General features: G+C 66.9%; 17 protein-coding genes and 1 tRNA gene. 8 read left to right on the top strand and 10 right to left on the bottom strand.

Annotation, left to right across the window (positions count from 1 at the left end):
* The first annotated feature begins 199 nt into the window (after positions 1 to 199).
* Positions 200 to 1,798 carry a beta-N-acetylhexosaminidase gene (locus ACIG5A_RS34040; RefSeq protein ID WP_397247685.1) on the top strand — a complete coding sequence of 533 codons (1,599 nt, stop codon included), beginning with the start codon at positions 200 to 202 and terminating at the stop codon, positions 1,796 to 1,798.
* 114 nt (positions 1,799 to 1,912) lie between these two features.
* A complete protein-coding gene (locus tag ACIG5A_RS34035) occupies positions 1,913 to 2,869 on the top strand; it encodes a hypothetical protein (protein WP_397247683.1) in 957 nt (318 codons plus the stop codon).
* On the opposite strand, the gene ACIG5A_RS34030 is transcribed toward ACIG5A_RS34035, so the two are convergent.
* On the bottom strand, positions 2,850 to 3,686 hold the full coding sequence (locus ACIG5A_RS34030; RefSeq protein WP_397247681.1) for an SAM-dependent methyltransferase: 837 nt from the start codon (positions 3,684 to 3,686) through the stop codon (positions 2,850 to 2,852). The genes ACIG5A_RS34035 and ACIG5A_RS34030 overlap by 20 nt on opposite strands.
* 92 nt (positions 3,687 to 3,778) lie before the next feature.
* On the bottom strand, positions 3,779 to 4,975 hold the full coding sequence (locus tag ACIG5A_RS34025) for an FAD-dependent oxidoreductase (protein ID WP_397247679.1): 1,197 nt from the start codon (positions 4,973 to 4,975) through the stop codon (positions 3,779 to 3,781).
* Between the two features lie 90 nt (positions 4,976 to 5,065).
* On the opposite strand from ACIG5A_RS34025, the gene ACIG5A_RS34020 reads away from it, so the two are divergent.
* Both ACIG5A_RS34020 and ACIG5A_RS34015 read left to right on the top strand, forming a co-directional pair.
* Positions 5,066 to 5,704: a TetR/AcrR family transcriptional regulator gene (locus ACIG5A_RS34020; RefSeq protein ID WP_397247677.1), complete on the top strand. Its 639-nt coding sequence runs from the start codon at positions 5,066 to 5,068 to the stop codon at positions 5,702 to 5,704.
* Positions 5,705 to 6,096: 392 nt separating this feature from the next.
* Positions 6,097 to 6,639: a LysR family transcriptional regulator gene (locus ACIG5A_RS34015; RefSeq protein WP_397247675.1), complete on the top strand. Its 543-nt coding sequence runs from the start codon at positions 6,097 to 6,099 to the stop codon at positions 6,637 to 6,639.
* A gap of 118 nt (positions 6,640 to 6,757) precedes the next feature.
* Here ACIG5A_RS34015 and ACIG5A_RS34010 read toward each other — a convergent pair whose 3' ends face one another.
* From ACIG5A_RS34010 to ACIG5A_RS33990, 5 genes are all read right to left on the bottom strand, one after another.
* Positions 6,758 to 7,891: a lipase family protein gene (locus tag ACIG5A_RS34010; RefSeq protein WP_397247673.1), complete on the bottom strand. Its 1,134-nt coding sequence runs from the start codon at positions 7,889 to 7,891 to the stop codon at positions 6,758 to 6,760.
* A 282-nt stretch (positions 7,892 to 8,173) separates the two neighbouring features.
* Entirely contained in the window at positions 8,174 to 8,494 is a 321-nt protein-coding gene (locus ACIG5A_RS34005; RefSeq protein WP_397247671.1) for a hypothetical protein, read from the bottom strand.
* Between the two features lie 4 nt (positions 8,495 to 8,498).
* Entirely contained in the window at positions 8,499 to 9,005 is a 507-nt protein-coding gene (locus tag ACIG5A_RS34000; protein ID WP_397247669.1) for an MspA family porin, read from the bottom strand.
* Positions 9,006 to 9,306: 301 nt separating this feature from the next.
* The gene (locus ACIG5A_RS33995; protein WP_397247667.1) at positions 9,307 to 9,843 is read right to left on the bottom strand and encodes a Uma2 family endonuclease; all 537 of its coding nucleotides are present in this window, start codon (positions 9,841 to 9,843) and stop codon (positions 9,307 to 9,309) included.
* Positions 9,844 to 10,062: 219 nt separating this feature from the next.
* Positions 10,063 to 10,136 (bottom strand) — tRNA-Met (locus ACIG5A_RS33990).
* 547 nt (positions 10,137 to 10,683) lie between these two features.
* Here ACIG5A_RS33990 and ACIG5A_RS33985 point away from each other — a divergent pair.
* Complete coding sequence (locus ACIG5A_RS33985) at positions 10,684 to 11,235, top strand: transglycosylase family protein (RefSeq protein WP_397247665.1); 552 nt, start codon at positions 10,684 to 10,686, stop codon at positions 11,233 to 11,235.
* Positions 11,236 to 11,312: 77 nt separating this feature from the next.
* On the opposite strand, the gene ACIG5A_RS33980 is transcribed toward ACIG5A_RS33985, so the two are convergent.
* Positions 11,313 to 14,315 carry a UPF0182 family protein gene (locus ACIG5A_RS33980; protein WP_397247663.1) on the bottom strand — a complete coding sequence of 1,001 codons (3,003 nt, stop codon included), beginning with the start codon at positions 14,313 to 14,315 and terminating at the stop codon, positions 11,313 to 11,315.
* 214 nt (positions 14,316 to 14,529) lie between these two features.
* Here ACIG5A_RS33980 and ACIG5A_RS33975 point away from each other — a divergent pair, with 214 nt between their 5' ends.
* Positions 14,530 to 15,111 carry a PPA1309 family protein gene (locus tag ACIG5A_RS33975; protein ID WP_397247661.1) on the top strand — a complete coding sequence of 194 codons (582 nt, stop codon included), beginning with the start codon at positions 14,530 to 14,532 and terminating at the stop codon, positions 15,109 to 15,111.
* A 3-nt stretch (positions 15,112 to 15,114) separates the two neighbouring features.
* Here the strand turns inward: ACIG5A_RS33975 and ACIG5A_RS33970 are convergent, their stop codons facing one another.
* Positions 15,115 to 16,161: a PDZ domain-containing protein gene (locus ACIG5A_RS33970; RefSeq protein ID WP_397247659.1), complete on the bottom strand. Its 1,047-nt coding sequence runs from the start codon at positions 16,159 to 16,161 to the stop codon at positions 15,115 to 15,117.
* 153 nt (positions 16,162 to 16,314) lie between these two features.
* On the opposite strand from ACIG5A_RS33970, the gene ACIG5A_RS33965 reads away from it, so the two are divergent.
* Positions 16,315 to 17,736 (top strand): zinc-dependent metalloprotease, encoded by a 1,422-nt coding sequence (locus ACIG5A_RS33965; RefSeq protein WP_397247657.1) that lies wholly within the window; start codon positions 16,315 to 16,317, stop codon positions 17,734 to 17,736.
* On the opposite strand, the gene ACIG5A_RS33960 is transcribed toward ACIG5A_RS33965, so the two are convergent.
* Positions 17,730 to 18,956 carry a KasA/KasB family beta-ketoacyl-ACP synthase gene (locus ACIG5A_RS33960; protein WP_397248015.1) on the bottom strand — a complete coding sequence of 409 codons (1,227 nt, stop codon included), beginning with the start codon at positions 18,954 to 18,956 and terminating at the stop codon, positions 17,730 to 17,732. The genes ACIG5A_RS33965 and ACIG5A_RS33960 overlap by 7 nt on opposite strands.
* 510 nt (positions 18,957 to 19,466) lie before the next feature.
* Between ACIG5A_RS33960 and ACIG5A_RS33955 the strand changes: the two genes are divergently transcribed.
* On the top strand, positions 19,467 to 20,318 hold the full coding sequence (locus tag ACIG5A_RS33955) for a hypothetical protein (protein ID WP_397247655.1): 852 nt from the start codon (positions 19,467 to 19,469) through the stop codon (positions 20,316 to 20,318).
* The last annotated feature ends 32 nt before the right edge of the window (positions 20,319 to 20,350 follow it).

Raw genomic sequence — 20,350 nt, 5'->3', positions numbered from 1 at the left:
GAATCACCCTTCTCTCGGCAAGGCAATCTTACGAAGTACGAACCCCGTTCACACCCAATGCTTTCTGGGGCTGCGCAATTCGCTCGGCCCGGTCCGAGAAACCAGAATGGATCCCCAGTTGGGTTGGTCCCCAGTCAGGTCGGGCGGATTCGTGGACATACTTCTGTGTGCTCCCGCCCGTTCTTTTCGGAGGTACCCAATGCGGAAGTTCTTATCTCCCTTTGTATTCGGCGTTGCCGCGGCGCTGACCGTGGTTGTCCTGCCCGGCGTCGCCGGTGTCGCGGGCGCCGATGACCCACCCGAGCTCGACCGCGGCGTCGAACGCGCCGTCACCGATATCGTGCCCGTTCCGGTGCAGGCCAACGCCGATCGCCACGCGAATTTCCGGCTCACCGAGAACAGCGTGATCCGCGCCGAGCACCAGGCCAAGGAGGTCGGCGAATATCTTGCCGGGCTGCTCCGGCCCGCGACCGGATTCCGGTTGCCCGTGGTGGAGCGCTACGACCTCGGCAAGCCGGGGATCACACTGCAACTCGGCGACGCGGGGTCGCGCGTCGGCGACGAAGGCTACCTGCTCGATGTCGACAAGAAGGGCATCACGCTGGCGGCGAACACCACCGACGGCCTGTTCCAGGGCGTGCAGTCGCTGCGCCAGATCTTCCCCACCGCGATCAACAAATCGACTGTGCAGAAACAGGATTGGATCGTAGCGGGTGGGAAGGTTGTCGACTTCCCCCGGTACGCGCGGCGCGGTGCGATGCTCGATGTGGCCCGCCACTTCTTCAAGCCGGATCAGGTCAAGCGCTACATCGACCAGATCGCCCAGTACAAGATCAACACACTGCACCTGCACCTGACCGACGACCAGGGGTGGCGCATCGAGATCAAGAGCTGGCCCAAGCTGGCCGAAATCGGCGGGCAGACCGCGGTGGGCGGTGATCCGGGCGGCTACTACACCCAGGATCAGTACGTCGATATCGTCAATTACGCGGCGTCGCGGCATATTACGGTGGTTCCGGAAATCGATATGCCCGGTCACGTCAATGCCGCGCAGGCCTCGTACGGCGAATTGAACTGTGACGGCAAGCCGGTGCCGCCGCGGACGGATATCGAGGTGGGCTACAGCTCGCTGTGCATCGCGAGCCCGACCACCTACAAATTCGTCGAGGACGTCATTCGCGAGATCGCGGCGATCACCCCCGGACCGTATATCCACATCGGCGGCGACGAGGCGCACAGCACGCCGCGCGCGGATTACATCTCCTTCTTCGAGAAGGTGATGCCGATGCTGTCGACCTATGACAAGAAGATTCTGGGCTGGCACAACATCGTCGTCGCGAACCCGCCCACCTCGGCGGTCGCGCAGTACTGGGATCCCGCCACCAGCAATGCCGACGTGGCGGCGGCCGCCGCGCGGGGTAACAAGATCCTGATGTCCCCGGCCAACAAGTCGTATCTGGATATGAAGTACAACCCGCAGACCCCGCTCGGGCTGCACTGGGCCGGATACGTCGAGGTCCGCGACGCCTACAACTGGGATCCGGCGACCTTCCTGCAGGGCGTGACGGAGAACCAGATCGCGGGTATCGAGGCGCCGCTGTGGTCGGAAACCCTGCGCACCAGCGCCGATATCGAATTCATGGCGTTCCCACGGCTCGCGGGCGCCGCCGAGATCGGCTGGTCCCCGGCCGCGACGCACAACTGGGACAACTATCGCGCCCGGCTCGCCAAGCAAGGCCCGATCTGGGCCGCGCAGGGCATCAACTTCTACCGCTCACCCCAGGTGGACTGGAAGTAGCCTGCGCGCAGTGAGAGATCCGGTCCGTATGGACCGGATCTTTCGCGTGCCCGCAGTGGTCCGGTCAGCGAAATCCTCGCCCTGCCAGCCATTCCCGGCACCTAAACTGCTGGTATGACGATCTCCTGGCCGGACGAGATCGATGCGGTCCTCGTCAACGACCTGACCTGCGGATTGAGCTATCTCACCCCGGCGGGCGGCGCCGTCGTGTGCGCGGTGGCGCCGATCGGAATGCGGGATCGCGAACTCGGCACGGTCGGGTTCACCACCTCGCTCGGCTTCGGGCGCAAACTCGAACGGATCGAACGCGATCCGAAGGTGGCGCTGGCGTTCCACGCGCGCGAGCACGGCATCGGGGATACCTCGAATCAGCGCTACGTGCTGGTACAGGGTGACGCGCGCTTCGATGCGCGGCCCAACCCGCAGATGATGGAGCGCCTCGGCGCGCAGGCGGCGGCGTACACGGGGCCGCCGAGGCGCGGACCCTTCTGGGATCGCTGGCTCAGCGCCTATTACGCCGATCGGGTACTGGTGACGATCGAGGTCACCCGGATCATCAGCTGGCCGAGCCTCGACGCGGCGGGCACGCCGGAGGTCTTCGGCGCACCGCTGCCCGATGAGCGGGCACGGCCGCAGAAGGCGCCGACCAACGGCACGGCGCCGCGCGTCGATGTGGCGAAGGCCGCCACAAAGGCGGCGACACTGCCCCATCGGCTGCTGGCCTACCGTCAGTCCGACGGCTACCCGGCTGTCGTCCCGGTACAAGTGGCCGCCTCCGGGCCCGACGGCGTCCGCCTCACCGGTGCGTCGGGCCTGCCGGAGGGCGGCCGCCGCGCGGGTCTGCTCGCCCACTCCTTCCGTGCGCAGGCCATCGGCCTGGAGTGCAGCCAGTACACCGGCTGGCTGGAGGTCGACGGCGGCGGCGCGGTGTACGCACCGCACACCGCGTCCGGTTTCAAGATCCCGCCGAACAAGACGATCATGTTGCTGGCCAACGGTTTACTCGCCCGCCGCGGACTGGCCAAGGCGCGCAAGGAGGGTCGCGCCGGAGTCAGCGGCGAGTCGCGGTGATGAACAGGTAGCCGATCTCCGGCGTGGCCGCCGAGCGGCGCATGTAGCCGATGAACGCGTCGATCTCCTGTTCGGTGGCGTGGGCCAGGAATTCGGCGCGCTTGCTTTCCACGACGGTGGCGAGCACGAGCGAGGTACGCACCACCCTATCGGTGATATCGGTGATCTCCACCTCGCCGAAATCGTTCGCACCCAACAGCTCTCGGTATTCGTCGACGGTGCCGAGCGAGTGGATCTTGTAGGTGGCCCGCATGTGGTCGAGCACCTCTTTCCCCTCCGGGCCGACGGGCCCGCGCTCGACGACATCGGCAATCGCCAACCGCCCGCCGGGGCGCAGCACGCGCGCGGTCTCGGCGAGCACCTGGCCGCGGTCGGGCATGTGCAGCATCGATTCCAGCGCCCACGCGGCATCGAAAGACGCGCCGGAGAACGGCATCTCCATCGCGTCGGCCAGCAAGAATTCGGCGCGGTCGATCAGGCCGAGCTCGACGGTGCGCGCCCGCGCCAGGCCGACCTGCTGGCTGCTGACCGTGATGCCGACAACGTGCACATCACCGGCGCGGGCCAGGCGCAGCGTCGGATTGCCGTTGCCGCAACCGATATCGAGCACACGCTGCCCGGGCTGTGCGTTCAGGCCCGAGATCATCAGGTCGGTGAGCCGGTCCGTCGCCTCGACGCTCGGGCCGTCCTCGTCGGAGTCGTTGTCCCAGTACCCGTAATGCAGGTTGGCTCCCCATAGGTCCTCGATCCTGCCCGCGAGACTGAACTTGTCGGTGCCGTCGTAGAAGCTCGCCACATCATCCGTGCTGACTGCCATCAGACCTGTCCTGTTCGATTGTGGATTTCAGTTGAGTCCTCTCGAAGTGTGGCGGCAATGGGACAGCGCCGGGGGACTTTTCCGACGCACGGCTACTGGTTCGCGCGTTGGATGGCACGCCGGGTGAGGCCGCGGATCCCTGGCAGCTGGATGGCGCGGATCATCAGGTCACCCGCCAGGACATGCGCCTTGGTCGGCGGGGCGAACTGGTTCATTCCCTTGCGGGCCAACGCCTGTCGCTTCAGAACCTCGGGACGCAGCTGAGTCTCCCAGTGCGCCAGCGCCGCCGGGATGTCGTCACCATGTGCCGTCAGCGCCGCACCGAGCTGATCGGCGCCGGTGAGCGCGAGTGTCGCGCCGTGGCCGGCGAACAGCGTGACGCACCAGGCCGCGTCGCCGAGCAGGACGACTCGGCCGTGGCTCCACGAATCCATCTGAACTTGGCTGACCGAGTCGAAGTAGGCGCTCTCCGGGGCCGCCTCGAGCTGGCGCAGCGCGTCGGGCACACCGCCGCCCAGATCGCCGAAGGCCGCGGTGAGGGCCTGTGCCGGTCCCTGTGTCAGCTCGGCCGCCGGGTCGGCGGTGCGGTAGGTGAAGAACGCCGAGGACCGCTCGGCTCCCAGGTTGATCACCGCCGCGGTGCGTCCCGGACCGATGTAGGTGGTGCCAGCTCCTTCCGCTACCTCCCGCGGCACCCGATCGAGCGGAAACGCGCCGACCATGTGCCGCATGTCCACCCGGAAGTCGGCCTCGGGACCGAAGACCACCCGGCGGATGCCGGAGTGCAACCCGTCGGCGCCGACGAGGAGCTCGGCACTCTCGGACGTACCGTCGCTCAGCGTGACCTGAACTTTGTTGTCCTCCTGGATCACCGCCTGCACCGTCGTGCCGAAACGGATCGGCACGAGCTCGTGCACCGCCTCGTACAGTGCGGACTCCAGATCGCCGCGGAAGACGGTGAGCGCGCGTGCGCCGACAGCGGCCTGCGCGAGGGCGGCGGGCACCACGAACTTCTGCCTGCCATCGGCCTTGACGAGGATCGACGTGAACATCCCGATATCGCGGGCGGCCAGTTCGGGCAGCAGGCCGAGACGCTCGACGGCGTCATAGCCCCGTCCGATCAGATTCACCATGTAGCCGCTGCTGCGGCGCGCCGGGGCGCGTTCGATCACGAGCACTTCCCAGCCCGCCTGATGAAGTCGTAGCGCGGTAGCCAAGCCGGCAATACCCGCGCCGACGACGATCGCCCGTTGCGTCCGAATTTGTTTGCTCGCGGCATCATTCGCCACTCGTCGCTCCTCTGATCCAGGTATGAGCACACGCTCAAACCAAGTATGAGCACATGTTCATACCGAGCGCAAGGCACGTAGACTCGGGGTGTGCCCAGAGGAATCGCCATCCCGGAGATCAGACAGCAGCTGTTCGCCGCCGTCGAACGCGTGATCACGCGCGATGGGCCTGGCAGGCTCAGTGGCCGCGCCGTCACGAGCGAGGCCGGTGTCGCGACCGGACTGCTCTACGCGCACTTCGCCGACTTCGACGAATTCCTCGCCGCCTACGCCGTCGACCGCGCGTTCGTGGTTTCCGCCGGAGCCGCCGCATTGCCGGAGCGGGCGGGCACGGGAAGCATCGTCGAGAATCTGTGCGACGCGGTGCTGTCGGCACCGAGGGCGACCGTCCTGACACTGGCCAGGCTCCTGGTCGCCCGACCGGAACTCACCGGACGAGTGCACGCCGTACTCGGAGACAAGACTGCCGGCCTGGAGGCGATCGAGAACGCGGCCGCCGGCTACCTCGCCGCTGAGCAACGACTCGGCCGACTCAACGCGGCCGCCGGACCGGAGTCGTTGGCCCTCGCGCTCGTCGCGGTATTCCACCACCTCGTGCTCACTGCCGGCACCGAATCCGATGTCGACGTGCGCATCAACCTGACAGTTACCCGGCTGGTCAAGGACTTCACCATGGCAAGGCCGACGCACAGCGCGCCCACGTCAGCCGCTCCTGGTCGCCGACGGTGATCTGCCTACTCCAGTGCCGCGCTCAGATGGCTTCTGCGGTAAGCAAGTTCCGTCGAGCACAGACAGATGGCCCCCAATTGCGGCGTGTCGCACGGCCATTCGACTGTGCTCGGCGAGCGAGCCGGACCAGACAGCGCAATAACTTATCTGGATGCGGTTCTTAGCGTGGCGTTCGGCCAAGCTCCGGGCGCGTCGTCGGTGTTGACGAATGTGTGGTTGCGTCACCGCCGCATTCACCGGCGCGCGGTCCGGGCCCGAGGAGCGGGGATGAGGCTGAGGTAGATCCGGGCGCGACAGGTAGGCTTCCCAGCTGCGCGACGGGGCGCCCCTGCGGCGGTAAATCTGCCGGACACATATTTGTGGCTGGATCGATCTCGTTACAAGATCGACTCATGGAGCTTCAGCAGATGCGCTACGTGATCGCGGTCGCCGAGACGAACAGCTTCACCAGGGCCGCTGAGCGCTGTCTGGTCGTGCAGTCTGCCCTGAGTCACCAAATCGCGCGCCTGGAAAAGGAACTCGGTGCGCGGCTGTTCGAACGCACGAGCCGCCGTGTGCGGCTGACGCCCGCCGGTGCGGCATTCCTTCCGGCCGCGCGCCAGTGCCTGGATGCCGCCGAGCGCGCGGCCACCGAGGTCGCCGCGGCCGTCGGCGAGGTGCGCGGGCGGCTCGCGGTCGGCCTGATCCCCACCGTCGCCGCGGTCGATATCCCGGGCGCGCTGCGTCAGTTCCGCCTTCGGCATCCGCAGGTGCGGATCAGCCTGCGGGTTGGCGCGAGTGAGGATCTCGCCGAGCAGGTCGAGCAGGGCATCCTCGAGATCACCGACGCACCGACCCGCGTCGAATACGCCGTCTGGAACCCCGTCGGCCGCACCCCCGCCGCCACCGCCTTCCTCACCATCCTCAACCTCCCCACCAATCCCCCATCCAGCTAGCCCCCGGCGCACCCGCCCGCCGAGCACAGTCGAATGGCCCCCGGTTACGGCGTGTCGCAGGGCCATTCGACTGCGCTCGGCGGATCTCGAACAGTTCAGCGGGTTGCTGGACGCGGCGCTAGCCGGCCGGAAGTACTCGGCGCAGGAATGCGATGGCCGCCTCGAAGCTTGCGCCCTTGGTGACATTCTGGTGATCGGTGTCGAAGGTCTGGAACTCGTATTTGGTTCCGGCGGCGTCGAATTGCTGAAGCAGAGCCAGGGTCAACGGGAGTGGGGCCTCTAGGTCGCGGATGCCGTGGCCGATGAAGATCGGCTGCCGGTAGCCCGCGACGGGGGTGGCGAGGTAGCTGTGGGCGAAGCGCTGGAACTCAGGGGTATCCAGGGGGCGCGCCAACAGCGAGCCGAGCGAGTTGCTGCCGAGGGTATCCGCCCATTCCGGCACGCAGCGCGTGGAGAGGTCGCGCAGCACTTGCTCTCCGCGCGCGGTGAGATAGGGGTGAATATCGAATCCGGTGGGATTGCTGACCATTCCGGACAGGACGGCCGCGAAAATCGAAGCGACACCGTTGATCGGCCCGAGGTTGGGTACGGCCGGTCCGAAGCTCGGCAGCATCCGGTCGAGCTGCGTTCCCGGTGCGAGTGCCGCTGTCCCATGGAAATTCAGTTCCGGTGCGTAGGAGGGCGCGAGGTTGCCGGTCGCGAGCGCGGCGGTACCGCCTTGCGAGACACCGAATACCGCCCAGTCGTTCGACAGTTCCGGCACCGCGCGACGTGCCGCGCGCACGATATCGATCGATGCCGTCGCCTCTGTGCGCAAATGCTGATACGGGTGCACCTGGGCGGAAATCTTGCTCAGCCCGAGGTAATCGGTGGCCACCACCGCATACCCGACCTCGTTGAGCCGTCGCAGCAGTGGCGAATCATACGGTGCGCCATTGGAACTGGTGAGACCACAGGACGCTCCGAGGCCATTGGTGCCGTGATCCCACGAGACGATCGGCCAGCCACCCTCGGGCGCCGGTCCGCCGGGCAGGAATACCAGGCCGCGCGCCGCCGCCCGTCCGCCTGCGACATCCTCTGTCAGATAAGTGATCTCGTATCCGTTGTCGGTGCCGCCCCATCCAGGCGGCAGCTTCGTGAACGACACCAGCTCACCCGGTTTCTCGGCACCGGGCGCGGCGACCGCGAGTCCCGCCGTCCCGAACGTGACGGCGCACAGGAACATGACAACTACCGAGATCAACCTACGCACGCTGACGAAGGTAGACGCGGACGTACTCCGGTGCCCGACACCGTTTTTGGGGTCGTGCGGCGGGGTGGCAAATCTGGTCAGACGTCTTTTCGATCGTTGCCCGCCTGCCTGCGCAGGAGCCGTGAGCTGCGAAAAGGTGCGCCCGGCCGCTTGTTCGAACCGGCCGGGCAGACACCACTACTCGACGACCGATCTGTCCGATATGTCGACTGTGCGACGCTCAGGCGCAGTGCCGAATTGTGTTGAACAAGACACTGCGCCTGCGGAATCGAGTGCCGCCGATCACTGCTGGGCGGGCACGATCGGCGTGCCCTGATTCGGTCCCGGCGGCGGCGGCGTGAGCGCCGCGGCGGGGTTGGATTTGGTCGCGGGCGGCGGTGGCGGAACCGGAGTGACCGGCGCCTGCGGCGGCAACGGCGGCACGACGACCCTGGCGGGCGGTTTCGTCGACGGCACCTCGGGGCACGCCGGATCCGCGGGATCACAGGGCGCGGCAGGCACGATCGGCGCCGCCTGCACCACACCCTGACCCGACAGTGCGACCAGCCCGGCCGCGATGAGCATCATCGGTGCCGCGCATCGGCGAATGCTGTTCACTGCCATGGGATCACAACCAGATCGGATCGCCGTACACGGCAACCGAGTTGTCCGCGTTGTTGGTGGAGATGTTCACGATCGCATACGAGCGCAGACTGACCGGCCCCAAGCAGGCATCGATTTTGACCTGCACCTGATCGGTGGTGATCGAACCATGCGCTCCGGCAAGCGCTTTGGTCCCGAACGGAATCGTAGTGATGGTCCCGGGCTTCAATGTCGTCGAAACACTCGGCATGGCCGTAGCCCCCACCCCGACACTCATACCGGGAGTTGGCGCGATCATGACATTCACATTCGGCCCCAACGACCCGGTCAACCCGAGCGAAACCCCGTTGGAAACATCGATCTGACAACCGATCTGATACCCGAGACTGAGACTCCCCGAATTCACCGCGGCCCCACCCCCACCCGTAATGTCCGCGGCCGCCCGCACACTGACGAACCCTTCCCTGGTGAATGGTGTAGCCGCCAGATTGGACACCCGATCCACCGTCTCCCCGGACTTGGTCAGCGTCACCTCCCACCCATCCTCGGTGATCACCCCCCGCGTCTGATCAGGCACCCCCTCCGCCGAAGCCGTCTGCGCCGTGCCGACACTCAGCACCCCTACCGCCACCACACATAGCGGCACGGCCAAAGAGCTCTTCATCCTGCAAATCTCCTCATCGCTTCAACCTTGAAACGATATAGGAGCCAATACGTTCCACCCGCAACGCAACCCTCGCCCGGTGTGCAACCGCGGCGGCAACGACCGAGCAGCACCTGAGTCCACACTCGACCATCAACCCGGGTGAGCACCCGGCATATGAAGTCCGGCGCTAAGTAGCCTCGCCGTACCGCGGGAGGCAGCCGGTGTCGAGGGGGAACTCGAACGGTTCCGGCAAACGAATCGAGTCACCGTAGGATCCGTCGACCGCGCCGTGATACTTGCCGTCTTTCGGGTAGGTGTACAGGGCCCACTTGCCGAACCTTGGATCGACGACGAGGAGTACCCGCACTCCGGCCACAGCGTACCAACCGTTTATATCGGTGATCTGCTGCGCCTTCTCGGATTTGGAGATCACCTCGACCGCGAGCTCGACATCGCCGGGCTCGATCAGCCACTCGTCGTCCTCGTCCCACGCCTCCGGCAGCACGACGAGATCGGGCGTGCAGTAGTCGTCCTCGTCGTCGGGCATCGAGATCGAAGAGACCTCATAGGCCGCCAGCCCCTGGGGCATTCGAGCTTCGAGCTGCTGTCGCAACCGCCGAATCGTCCCCGCATGCTTGCCACGAGGCGTCGGTGACATCACGAGGCTTCCTCCCAGAATCTCCACCCGCAGACCCGTGGCGCGCTCGATCTGCTCGGCGACCACGCGCAGGTTCCCTGGGCGTGGATGCATGGCAGGAACGGTCACGGACGATCACTCCAATCCTCGGACAGCTCGCCTCAAACGTAGCTCGAGCGGCGGGTTTATGGAGGTCTGCCACACGGCGTCCCTTGCGCTTCGAGTTGATCCGGCTGCCGGTCAGGCGCTGGTCCACGGAAAACAGTCAGGCCGGAGAGTCATTCGACTCTCCGGCCTGATCATTTGTAGCGGGGACAGGATTTGAACCTGCGACCTCTGGGTTATGAGCCCAGCGAGCTACCGAGCTGCTCCACCCCGCGTCGGTGAATACAACATTACACACGGTTAAGCGGAGAAGGCAAATCGCCTACCGAACAGGGCGTTTACCCAGGTCGCAGGGGCGCCACGGGGGTCACGCGGACGATCTTCGAGGCAGCCGATGTACGGGCCGTCGACTGGATCCGGCGTCAATCCGTCCCGACAAGACGACTCCAGATCCTGGAATCCGCCCGAACCCCCGTCGTCAAGCACCGTTAAACGTGACCCCCGTCACAATAAACGTGTGATCTCGAGCACATAACAGTACTATAACAGACCGTCCGGAATCCATTCCAACGTCATAACCCACCTGCAAAAACGATAATATTCGGCCCATTCGCTTCACACAATTCTCCCGTTATCAAGATGTGATCGGCGGAGATTTGTTCGTTACCGTCGAACCACGGCCCGGATCAACCCGTGAAGGGCCGAAACTCGAACCGCCGAACACCGGCGACCCTGTCCCGCGGTTCGAGAACCCCGACGACCTGGGGACAGGGACCTGGATCGAGCTCCACCGGGCCGGCGGGCGCAGGGAGGGAAAACCACATGACTGAGAACCGGAAGTTCAGCAGCCGCGCCTTCGGCTTCGCCGCCATCACCGGCGCCCTTGTTGCCGTCCCGTTCGCACTCTCCACCGGCACCGCGTCGGCCGCGCCCACCCACAACTGGGATGGCGTCGCGCAGTGCGAGAGCGGTGGCAACTGGGGGATCAACACCGGCAACGGCTACTACGGCGGCCTGCAGTTCTCGCAGGGCACCTGGGCCGCCAACGGTGGCCAGGGCTCGGCGCACACCGCGAGCAAGGAAGAGCAGATCCGGGTCGCCGAGAACGTGCTCAACACCCAGGGTGTCGGCGCGTGGCCGGTATGCGGCCAGTACCTGACCTCGGGCCAGTCCACCGAGGTCGCCCCCGAACCCGCGCCCGCCGCCCCCGCCCCGGCTCCCGCCGCGCCGCTCCCGGCGCCGGGCAGCAAGCAGGCGCTGATCGAGCAGGCCAAGTCCGCGGCGGGCGAGCTCGCCAAGCAGAACGGCTTGGAGGCGCAGTTCAACACGATCCTGCAGCAGAACAGCGGACTGATCGACTCGCTCGGTCGCTGATCGAGCACCGGCGGAATATGAAGCGGCGCTTGCCATCAACGGGGATGGCAAGCGCCGCTTCATATTCCGGCCAACCGCTAGCGGCCCGCCTTCTCGTAGTTCTTGATCGCCGTGTCCAAGCGGGTGAATGCCTCACCGAGCTTGCCGAGATCACCACTGGTCTGCGCGGCGCGCAGATTCGCCAGCGCCGAATCCAATTCGAGCACCGCGGCGTCCTTGGCGCTCGGCGGCGTGCCGGGCGGCGGCGGGTTGGTGCCCTGGTTCGGCGGTATCGTGCCCTGGTTCGGCGGCGGGTTGGTGCCCTGCTGCCCCGGCGTGCCCTCCTGGCCCGGCGCCGTCGCGGCACTACCGGATCCGGGGAAGACCTTGTCCAGCGCGGCGGCGAGGGTCGGCTCGTAACCCACCTTCACATTGCCCGTTTCCGGATCGCGGTAACTCACCAGCACCCTGGCCAGCTGCGGGAAGGTCGAGGTGTTCGTCCCGCTGTTGCGCTCGGTGTACAGCGGCTCCACGTAGAGGATGCCGCCGTCGGCGATCGGCAGCGTCAACAGGTTGCCGTAGCGAATCTTGTTGGCGCCCTGCAGCAATGTCCGATCTCGTGACACCTCGTCGTTGATCGTCATCGTGTTCTGCGTCTGCTGCGGCCCCTGTGTCTGCGATTCCGTCGGCAGCTGCAGCACGGTGAATTTGCCGTAGTTCTCCGGATCCGAGCGCACCGAGATGTAGGCCGAAAGGAACTGACGGTTGAAGCCGACCATCGCGCTGGTCAGGTTGAACGAGGCCTTGCTCGTCTTCGGGTCACCGGTCAGCACGTAGTACGGCGGCTGCTTGAAGGCGCCGCCCTCGGTGACCGTCGGATCGGCGGGCACCGACCAGAAGGCATTGTTCTGGAAGAACTCTCGCGGATCGTTCACGTGATACTTGGTGAGCATCTCGCGCTGCACCTTGAACAGATCCTCCGGGTAGCGGAAGTGCGAGCGCAGCTCCGCGGTGATCTCGCTCTCCGGCTTGACCGCACCGGGGAACACGCCGCGCCACGCCTTCAGCACCGGATCCTTCGAATCCGTCTCGTACAGGGTCACCGTGCCGTCGTAGGCGTCGACGGTGGCCTTCACCGAGTTGCGGATGTAGCTGACCTCCTTGCGGGGCAACAGCCTTCCGGTCTTCTTGTCGATGCTGTCCTCGACCGCACCCTCGAGCGAGGTCTTCTGCGCGTACGGATAGTTGTCCAGCGAGGTGTACGCGTCGACGATCCAGACGATCCGGCCCTGCACCACCGCCGGGTAGGCATTGCCGTCGGTGGTCAGCCACGGCGCCACCTTCTGCACCCGATCGCGCGGATTGCGGTTGTAGATGATCTTCGAATCCTTGCCGATGGCGCCGGAGAACAGGATGTTGCGCTCGGCGTACTTGGCCGCGAAGGCCAGCCGGTTGAACCACGATCCGATGGGTACGCCGCCGGAGCCGTCGTAGGTGAACTGCGCCGAGTCGGTGTCGTACTCGCGCGCGGGCTGGCCGCTGACCGGGCCGACGACGGCGTAGTCGGCATCGGACTGTGAGATCAGCTCGCCGAAGTAGATGCGCGGCTGGTCGACCTTGATGGCCTGCCGATCCTGCGGGGTGAACAGGTCGCTGATGAAGCTCAGCTGGCCGTCGGCGAACACCGGGTAGCCGCTGTCACCGCCGGATGCCGCCGCCGCGGCGGCATCCTTGGCCGCCGCCTTGTTGACCCGGTTCGCGGGCGCGGCGACGAAGCCGTTGCCGTGGGTGTAGACGGTGTGCTTGTTGATCCAGTCGGTCTGGTTGTCCTTCAGGCTGGTCGGTTCCAGCTCGCGGGCCGCGACGATGTAGTCCTGGACCTCGCCCTTGATGGAGTACCGGTCGATGTCGAGCGGGTTGGGGAAGCCGTAGAAGTTCTTCAGCTGCTGCAGCTGAGTGAACGTCGGGGACAGCACATTCGGGTCGAGCAGCCGGATGTTGGCGATGGTCTGCTTGTCCGCTGGCACATCGCGCGGGTTCTTGGTGCCGTCACCCTTGTAGTTCTGGTAGTCGATCTTGTCCGGGGTGATGCCGAACGCCTGCCTGGTCGCGGCGATATTGCGCTCGATGTAATCGGCCTCCTTGACCTGCGCGTTCGGTTTCACCGAGAACTGTTCGACGACAAGCGGCCACACCGCGCCGACCAGGACCGAGGAGAGCACGAGCAGCGCCGCCGCCATCGCGGGCACCCGCAGATCGCGAAGCACGATGCCTGCGAAGAAGGCGATGGCGCAGATCACCGCGATGGACAGCAGGATCAGCTTGGCGGGCAGCACCGCGTTGATATCGGTGAACGAACCACCGGTGAAGGTGGGCTCCTTACGACTGCTCGACAGCAGCTCATAGCGGTCGAACCAGTACGCGACCGCCTTGAGCAGCACGAACAATCCGGCGATCACCGCGAGCTGCACCCGCGCGGGCCTGGTGAGCGTGCCTTCCCTGCCGGACAGGCGAAGCCCGCCGAAGACGTAGTGCGTCACCAGGTTCGCGAAGAACGCGATCACCACGGTGACGAACAGCCAGTTCAGCACCATCCGGTAGAACGGCAGATCGAAGGCGTAGAAACCGACGTCGAGATGGAACTGTGGATCCTGTTCGCCGAACGAGCCGCCGTTGAGGAACAGCTGCACCGTCACCCAATTCGACTGCGCCACCAGCCCGGACAGCACGCCGAGCAGCAGCGGGATGCCGATGCCGAACAGCCGCAGCCTGCTCATCACGGTGGTGCGGTAGCGGGCGATCGGATCGTTGGGCCCGGCGACCGGCACGAACACCGGCCTGGTCCGGTAGGCGAGCAGCAGCGCGAGCCAGACGATCACGCCGACGAAGACGGCGACCGCGAGGAACAGCAGAATCCTGGTGCGCAACACGGTGAGATACACGCTGCGGAAACCGACTTCGCCGAACCACAGCCAGTTCGTATAGGTATCGGTCAATCGAGGCCCGAGCAGCAGCAACGCCGCCAGGACGATGGCTGCCACCAGCAGCACGCGACTGCGTCGGGACAGCGAAGGTAAGCCGGTGGGGGGCCGCATGCCCACGATGCCACTCTCCAGGGTCCGGCGACACGCCGAGCTCATTTGCCGACGCGCCGCAGTCCGATGTTGCGGGAAGGTCCTTGCGGACCGTTTGGCGCCCACTCTACGGCGTGTGTCTGATTTACCTCGCCGCCCTCGTGTCCGATTCGCTCAGCGCGCAATGCGCTCGACGCGGACTCGGTGCGGCGCGCGTGCCCGCGTTTGATTGGATGTCCCCGTGACCGCAGACCTGCACGCCGAACTCGTCCTCGCCCGTTGCGTCCGTGAGGTGGCGGAGTTCGTCGACGCCGAAGGCTGGGGCCGTCCGCCGCAGATGTTCGCCCTGGTGCCGACCGCCGACCTGGTCGCGGCCGAGCCCGGACTGCTCGATGAGCTGGAGGACGGCAGCGAGCTGACTCCCATTGCCCAGGAAGCGTTCCCGGACGACATCACCGGCGGATCCATGGCGCTCGACGAATTCCTCGCGACGACGAGCTGGCCGCCCGCGGTCGAGGGCTGCGTGCTGGTGCAGGAGATCGTGGTGCTGCCGCCGGATGCGGAGAGCACCCTCGACGACGCGCTCGCCCCGCTGCTGGCCGACCACGACGCCGCCGATTCGGCCGCACGCGCCGCCGCCGAGGCGCATCCGGAGCGCAGGACGGCCCGGCTGTTCGCCGCGGTGCTGCGCGAGGGCGCGTCGCTGTGCCTGCTGCAGGTGAAGCCGGAGGACGACTCCGACGAATTCGGCGATCTGGACCTGCGCACCTACCCCAACCTGGCGCCGAACCTCATCGAGGCACTGCACAACACGCTGGAGTGATGCTCACCCGCAGCTCGGGGTGTCCCGGCCCGCGTTCAGATCGTCGAGGGATTGCACTGCGCCGCTGAGGTTTTCGACCTTCACCAGGCGCAGCCCCTCGGGCGTGCGCTGCTTGGCCTCGTTGCAGTTGAGCGCGGGCACCAGGAACGTCTGCGCACCCGCCTCGCGCGCGGCCATCATCTTGTACTGGATGCCGCCGATCGGGCCGACCTTGCCCTCCGGGTCGATGGTGCCGGTGCCCGCGACGAACTTGCCGCCATCCAGCTCACCGGGGGTGAGCTTATCGATGAGCGCGAGGCTGAACATCAGGCCCGCCGACGGTCCGCCGATATCGGCGAGGTTGAACGAGACCTGCATCGGCTGGCGCGCGCCGAGTCCCGCCGAGACGCCGAGGAATCCCCTGGTCTCCTCCGGCTTCTTGTCGTCCGCCTGGCGCGGCACCTTGCCGAGGGTGACGGTCGCGGTCTGCTCGATGTTGTCGCGCTTGAACACGACAGTGAGCCGATCGCCCGGCGACTTGGCCGCCACCGCCGTGACGACGTCCTTCGGCGTGGTGATCGGTGTGCCGTCGACGCTGACGAATTCGTCGCCTTCGCGCAGCACGTCATTGGCCGGACCCTGCTCGCTGACCTCGCGGACCAGCACCGCCGTCGGCAGTTTCAGGTACCGCATCACCGCGAGTTCGGCGTTGCCCTCGGAGTTCTGGAAGTCCTGCTGGTTGTCCTTGTCGACCTGCTCGCGCGATTTGTCGGGCGGGTACACCTCGGCCCTCGGCACCAGCCCGTACTTGCCGCTGGCCCAGAAACCGAAGGCCTCGAAGATGTTCAGCCCGTCGCGCACCGACACCGTGGTCATGTTGAGGTTGCCGGTCGTCGGGTCCACCTGGACGCCGCGCACGTCGACCACCTGCTTGCCGCGTGCCTCGCCGAGCGTGTTCACGGTGGGGCCGGGACCGAGTGCGACGAACGGCACAGTGAGCACACTTCCCGTCACGCCGAGCACGACGACCGGGATCAGAGCGGCCAGCAAGGTGAGGATCCGACGATTCACCTGGACCACAGTAGTGATCGGCACCGGTGGTCGGCGGCCCAGGCGCGCATTTGGCGGACAGGGATTTCGCCCTGCGCGTAAACGGCCCGCGAACCGGCGATCTCGTGCCCACCGCGCTCAGTGGTACAGCACCTGCCGCGTAACGTTGACAATATGACTGACTTCCCGTTCGGATTCTCGAGCCGCGACGACGACGAGCGCAAGCGGCGCGAGGACGCGGAGCGCCAGGGCGGCGAGGCGAACGGTCCCGATGCGAACAATCCGTTCGGCTTCGGCGGGCCGGGCGCCGGTGGTTTCGATCCCGCGCAACTCGGCCAGATGCTGACCTCGCTCGGCCAGATGCTCAGCGGTATGGGCCAGCCCGGTGGGCCGCAGGCCGGTCCGGTGAACTACGACGTGGCCAAGCGGCTGGCTCGCCAGCAGCTCGGCTCCAGCGTGACCCCGGTGTCCGCGAGCACGACGAGCGCCGTCGCCGATGCCGCGCACCTGGCCGAGCTGTGGCTCGACAGCGCGACGACGCTGCCCGCGGGCGCGACCAAGACGGTGGCGTGGACCGCCAACGATTGGATCGAGGAGACGCTGCCGACCTGGAAGCGCCTGTGCGATCCGGTGGCTCAGCAGATTTCGGGCATGTGGACCGCGACGCTGCCGGACGAGGCGAGGGACATGGCGGCCCCGATGATGGGCATGCTCGGCCAGATGGGCGGGCTCGCCTTCGGCTCGCAGCTCGGCCAGGCGCTCGGCCAGCTCGCCAAGGAGGTGCTGACCTCCACCGATATCGGCCTGCCGCTCGGCCCGACCGGCACCGCGGCGCTGCTGCCAGCGGCCATCTCGGAGTTCAGCGCCGGGCTGGAGCAGCCGGAGAGCGAGATCATGGTGTTCCTGGCCGCTCGCGAGGCCGCGCATCAGCGGTTGTTCGGGCATGTGCCGTGGCTGCGCCAGCAGGTGCTCGGCGCGGTCGAGGATTACGCGCGCGGCATCAAGATGGACTTCTCCGCACTGGAGCAGGCGGCCCAGGGCATCGATCCGATGGCGCTGAGCGATCCGTCGAAGCTCGAGGAGATCCTGTCCCAGGGCGCGTTCGAACCGCAGACGACGCCGGAGCAGAAGCAGGCGCTGGAGCGGCTGGAAATGCTGCTGGCACTGATCGAGGGCTGGGTCGAGGTGGTGGTCACCGAAGCGATCGGCGACCGGCTGCCCGGTGCGGGTGCGCTCGCCGAGACGCTGCGCCGCCGCCGTGCCACCGGCGGCCCCGCGGAGCAGACCTTCGCCACCCTGGTCGGCCTGGAGCTGCGCCCGCGCAAGCTGCGCGAGGCGGCGGCGCTGTGGCGCAGGCTCACCGCCGACGCGGGCATGGACGCCCGCGACGGCGTATGGGCCCATCCGGATCTACTGCCCGATTCGGCCGACCTGGACTCCCCCGCCGGCTTCATCGATTCGGTGATCGGCGGCGGCACAACGGCATTCGACGATCCGCTGGCTCAGCTCGCGGAAACCGAAGCGCGCGAGCGCGATGCCGCCAAGCAGGCGTCCGAAGGCGACAACGGCTCCGAGGACGACAGCGCCGATCAGTAGCGGCCGAAGGCGAGCGCGACGTTGTGCCCGCCGAAGCCGAAGGAGTTGTTGATCGCGTACTCGATCTCCTGATTCCTGGCTTCGCCGTGCACCACGTCGAGGTCGATCTCCGGATCCTGGTTGTCCAGGTTCAGCGTCGGCGGCACCATGCCGTCGCGGATGCTGAGCACGGTGAGGATCGATTCGAGCGCGCCCGCCGCACCGACCGGGTGACCGAGCGCGGATTTCGGCGCGTACACCGAGGGGTGGTTGCCGAGCGCCTTGGTGATCGCGTTGGCCTCGGCGATATCGCCGACCGAGGTGGCGGTCGCGTGGGCGTTGACGTGGGTGATGTCCTTCGCGGTCAGGCCCGCGGTCTGCATCGCCCTGGTGATGGCGCGGGCGGCGCCGTTACCCTCCGGGTGCGGCGCGACCAGGTGGTAGCCGTCGGAGGTGACGCCTGCGCCCAGCAGCCTGGCGTGGATGGTGGCGCCGCGCGCCTTGGCGTGCTCCTCGGTCTCGATGGTCATCAGCGCGCCCGCCTCGCCGAAGACGAAGCCGTCGCGATCCTTGTCGAACGGGCGCGACGCGCCACGGGGATCGTCGTTGCGGGTGCTGGTCGCGCGCATCATCGCGAACGCCGCGATCGGCACCGCGTCGATGTAGTTCTCCACACCACCGGTGACGACCATGTCGGCATCGCCCATGACGATCATCCGCCAGGCGTTGGCGATCGCCTCGGAGCCGGACGAGCAGGCCGAGACCGGCGTGATGACGCCCGCACGCGCCTTCAGTTCCAGGCCGACGACCGCGGACGGGCCGTTGGGCATGACCATCTGCACGGCCAGCGGCGAAATCTTGCGGTAGCCACCGCTTTTCAGCTTGTCGACCGAATCGATCAGCGCGTCGCCGCCGCCGAGACCGGTGCCGATGGCGACGCCGAGGCGCTCGGGATCGACCTCGGGGCTGCCCGCGTTGCGCCACACCTCACGGCCGAGCACGGTGGCGAGGCGTTCGACATAGGCCATGCGCCGCATCTCGACCCGGGTCAGCAGGGTGTCGGGGTTGACCTTGAGCTTGCCGCCGATGCGGACGGGTAGGTCGTATTCCTCGATGAAGGAATCGTGCAGTGTGTCGATACCGCTCTCGCCGTTGAGTAGTCCCTTCCATGTCGCATCCACGTCACCCGCGATCGACGTGGTCGCCGCCAGGCTCGTGACGACAACATTGGGGAAGTTCATGATCTCGGCCTTACTCGCCTGCTCGGCGGTTGCTGTTTCGAACTGGGTTTTCGCTGCCATCGCGGGGCTCCCCCGCGTCCGCTAGGTACGAACCCACAACTGACGGTACGGCGCATCCGGCCGGACCACACCACCCCAAAAGCACTGCTCCGGGTGGGTAAGTCGGTTTTCAGATCCCCAAATCCGCTGCAAACGGGGGTCTTTCGTACCAGTCGCCACCATGAAGAGCATAGTGACGCCGCGCAGCGGCGAGATAGCAACAGCTACGAACCTCGGAAACGGTTTTTGTGGGATCCCCCCAAACGGGCCGGGAACATGCGGACACCGGGCCACGACCTGCCCCGAGCCGGGCTCGAAGTTCGCGGACGGCCGAGCGCGCAGGACACCATGCCCCGTGCCGGGACCTCGGTGCGGACAGCGGTAAGTCCTGCCGATATGTCCGCTGAATTCCTGTGGATAACCAGGGAATTCGCGGGCAGGCACCGGCGGAGCGGTGCGCATACTCGGCGCATGGCGACATCCCGACTACTGGGTCCGATGCTGCAGCCGCGGGTCACCGTGCTCGTCCGCCCATCCGGGGAGGTACAACTCGGCTGGGATCCCGACGACGCGCTGCTGCTACGGCCCGCAGGCCTGAGCACCGAAACCGTGCTGGCGTTCCTGCGCTTGCTCGACGGACTGCAAACCGTGCCGCAGATCATCTGGCGGGCCGGTGAATTCCACATCGACCCGGTGCGGGCCCACGCGCTGCTCGTCGAGATCGGCGCCGCCGGGCTGCTGGAATATCCGGACGATCCGCCGCGCGGGCTGCGCGCGGTCCGGGTGCACGGATTCGGGCCGCTGTCCGATGCGGTCGCGGCAGGCTTGCGCCGCACCGGATTGCGCCCGATCCGCTCGCGCGGCGCCGACGTGGCCGCGGGCAAAGCGGATCTCGTCGTGCTCACCGACGCACTCGTCCCCGATCCGCGCCTGGTGAACGAGCTACTGCTGCACCGGATCCCGCACCTGCCGGTGCGCATCCGCAACAACAAGGGCATGGTCGGCCCGCTGGTACTGCCCGGTGAAACCAGCTGCCTGCGCTGCACCGACCTCACCCGCGCCGACTACGACGCCGCCTGGCCCCACCTCGCCGCCCAGCTGCTCGACCGCGTCGGCTACGCCTCCCCCGCCGGGATCGCCGCCACCTCCGCGCTGGCCCTCACCCAGCTCGAAACCATCGCCGCCTGCTCCACCGCGCGGGAACCGACCACGCTGAACACCACCGTCGAACTCCACCTCGACTCCCACCTCATCGAACTGCGCCGCTGGCCGCGGCACCCCGCCTGCGGCTGCGAGCACCTCACTCGGCGCCGCGAGCCATGATCACTGTCAAGGGCGCTGCCACTGCCGAGGGC

The sequence above is a fragment of the Nocardia sp. NPDC052566 genome, assembly GCF_044547285.1.
GTDB lineage: Bacteria > Actinomycetota > Actinomycetes > Mycobacteriales > Mycobacteriaceae > Nocardia.
This window is presented reverse-complemented; position numbering and strand designations above follow the sequence as displayed.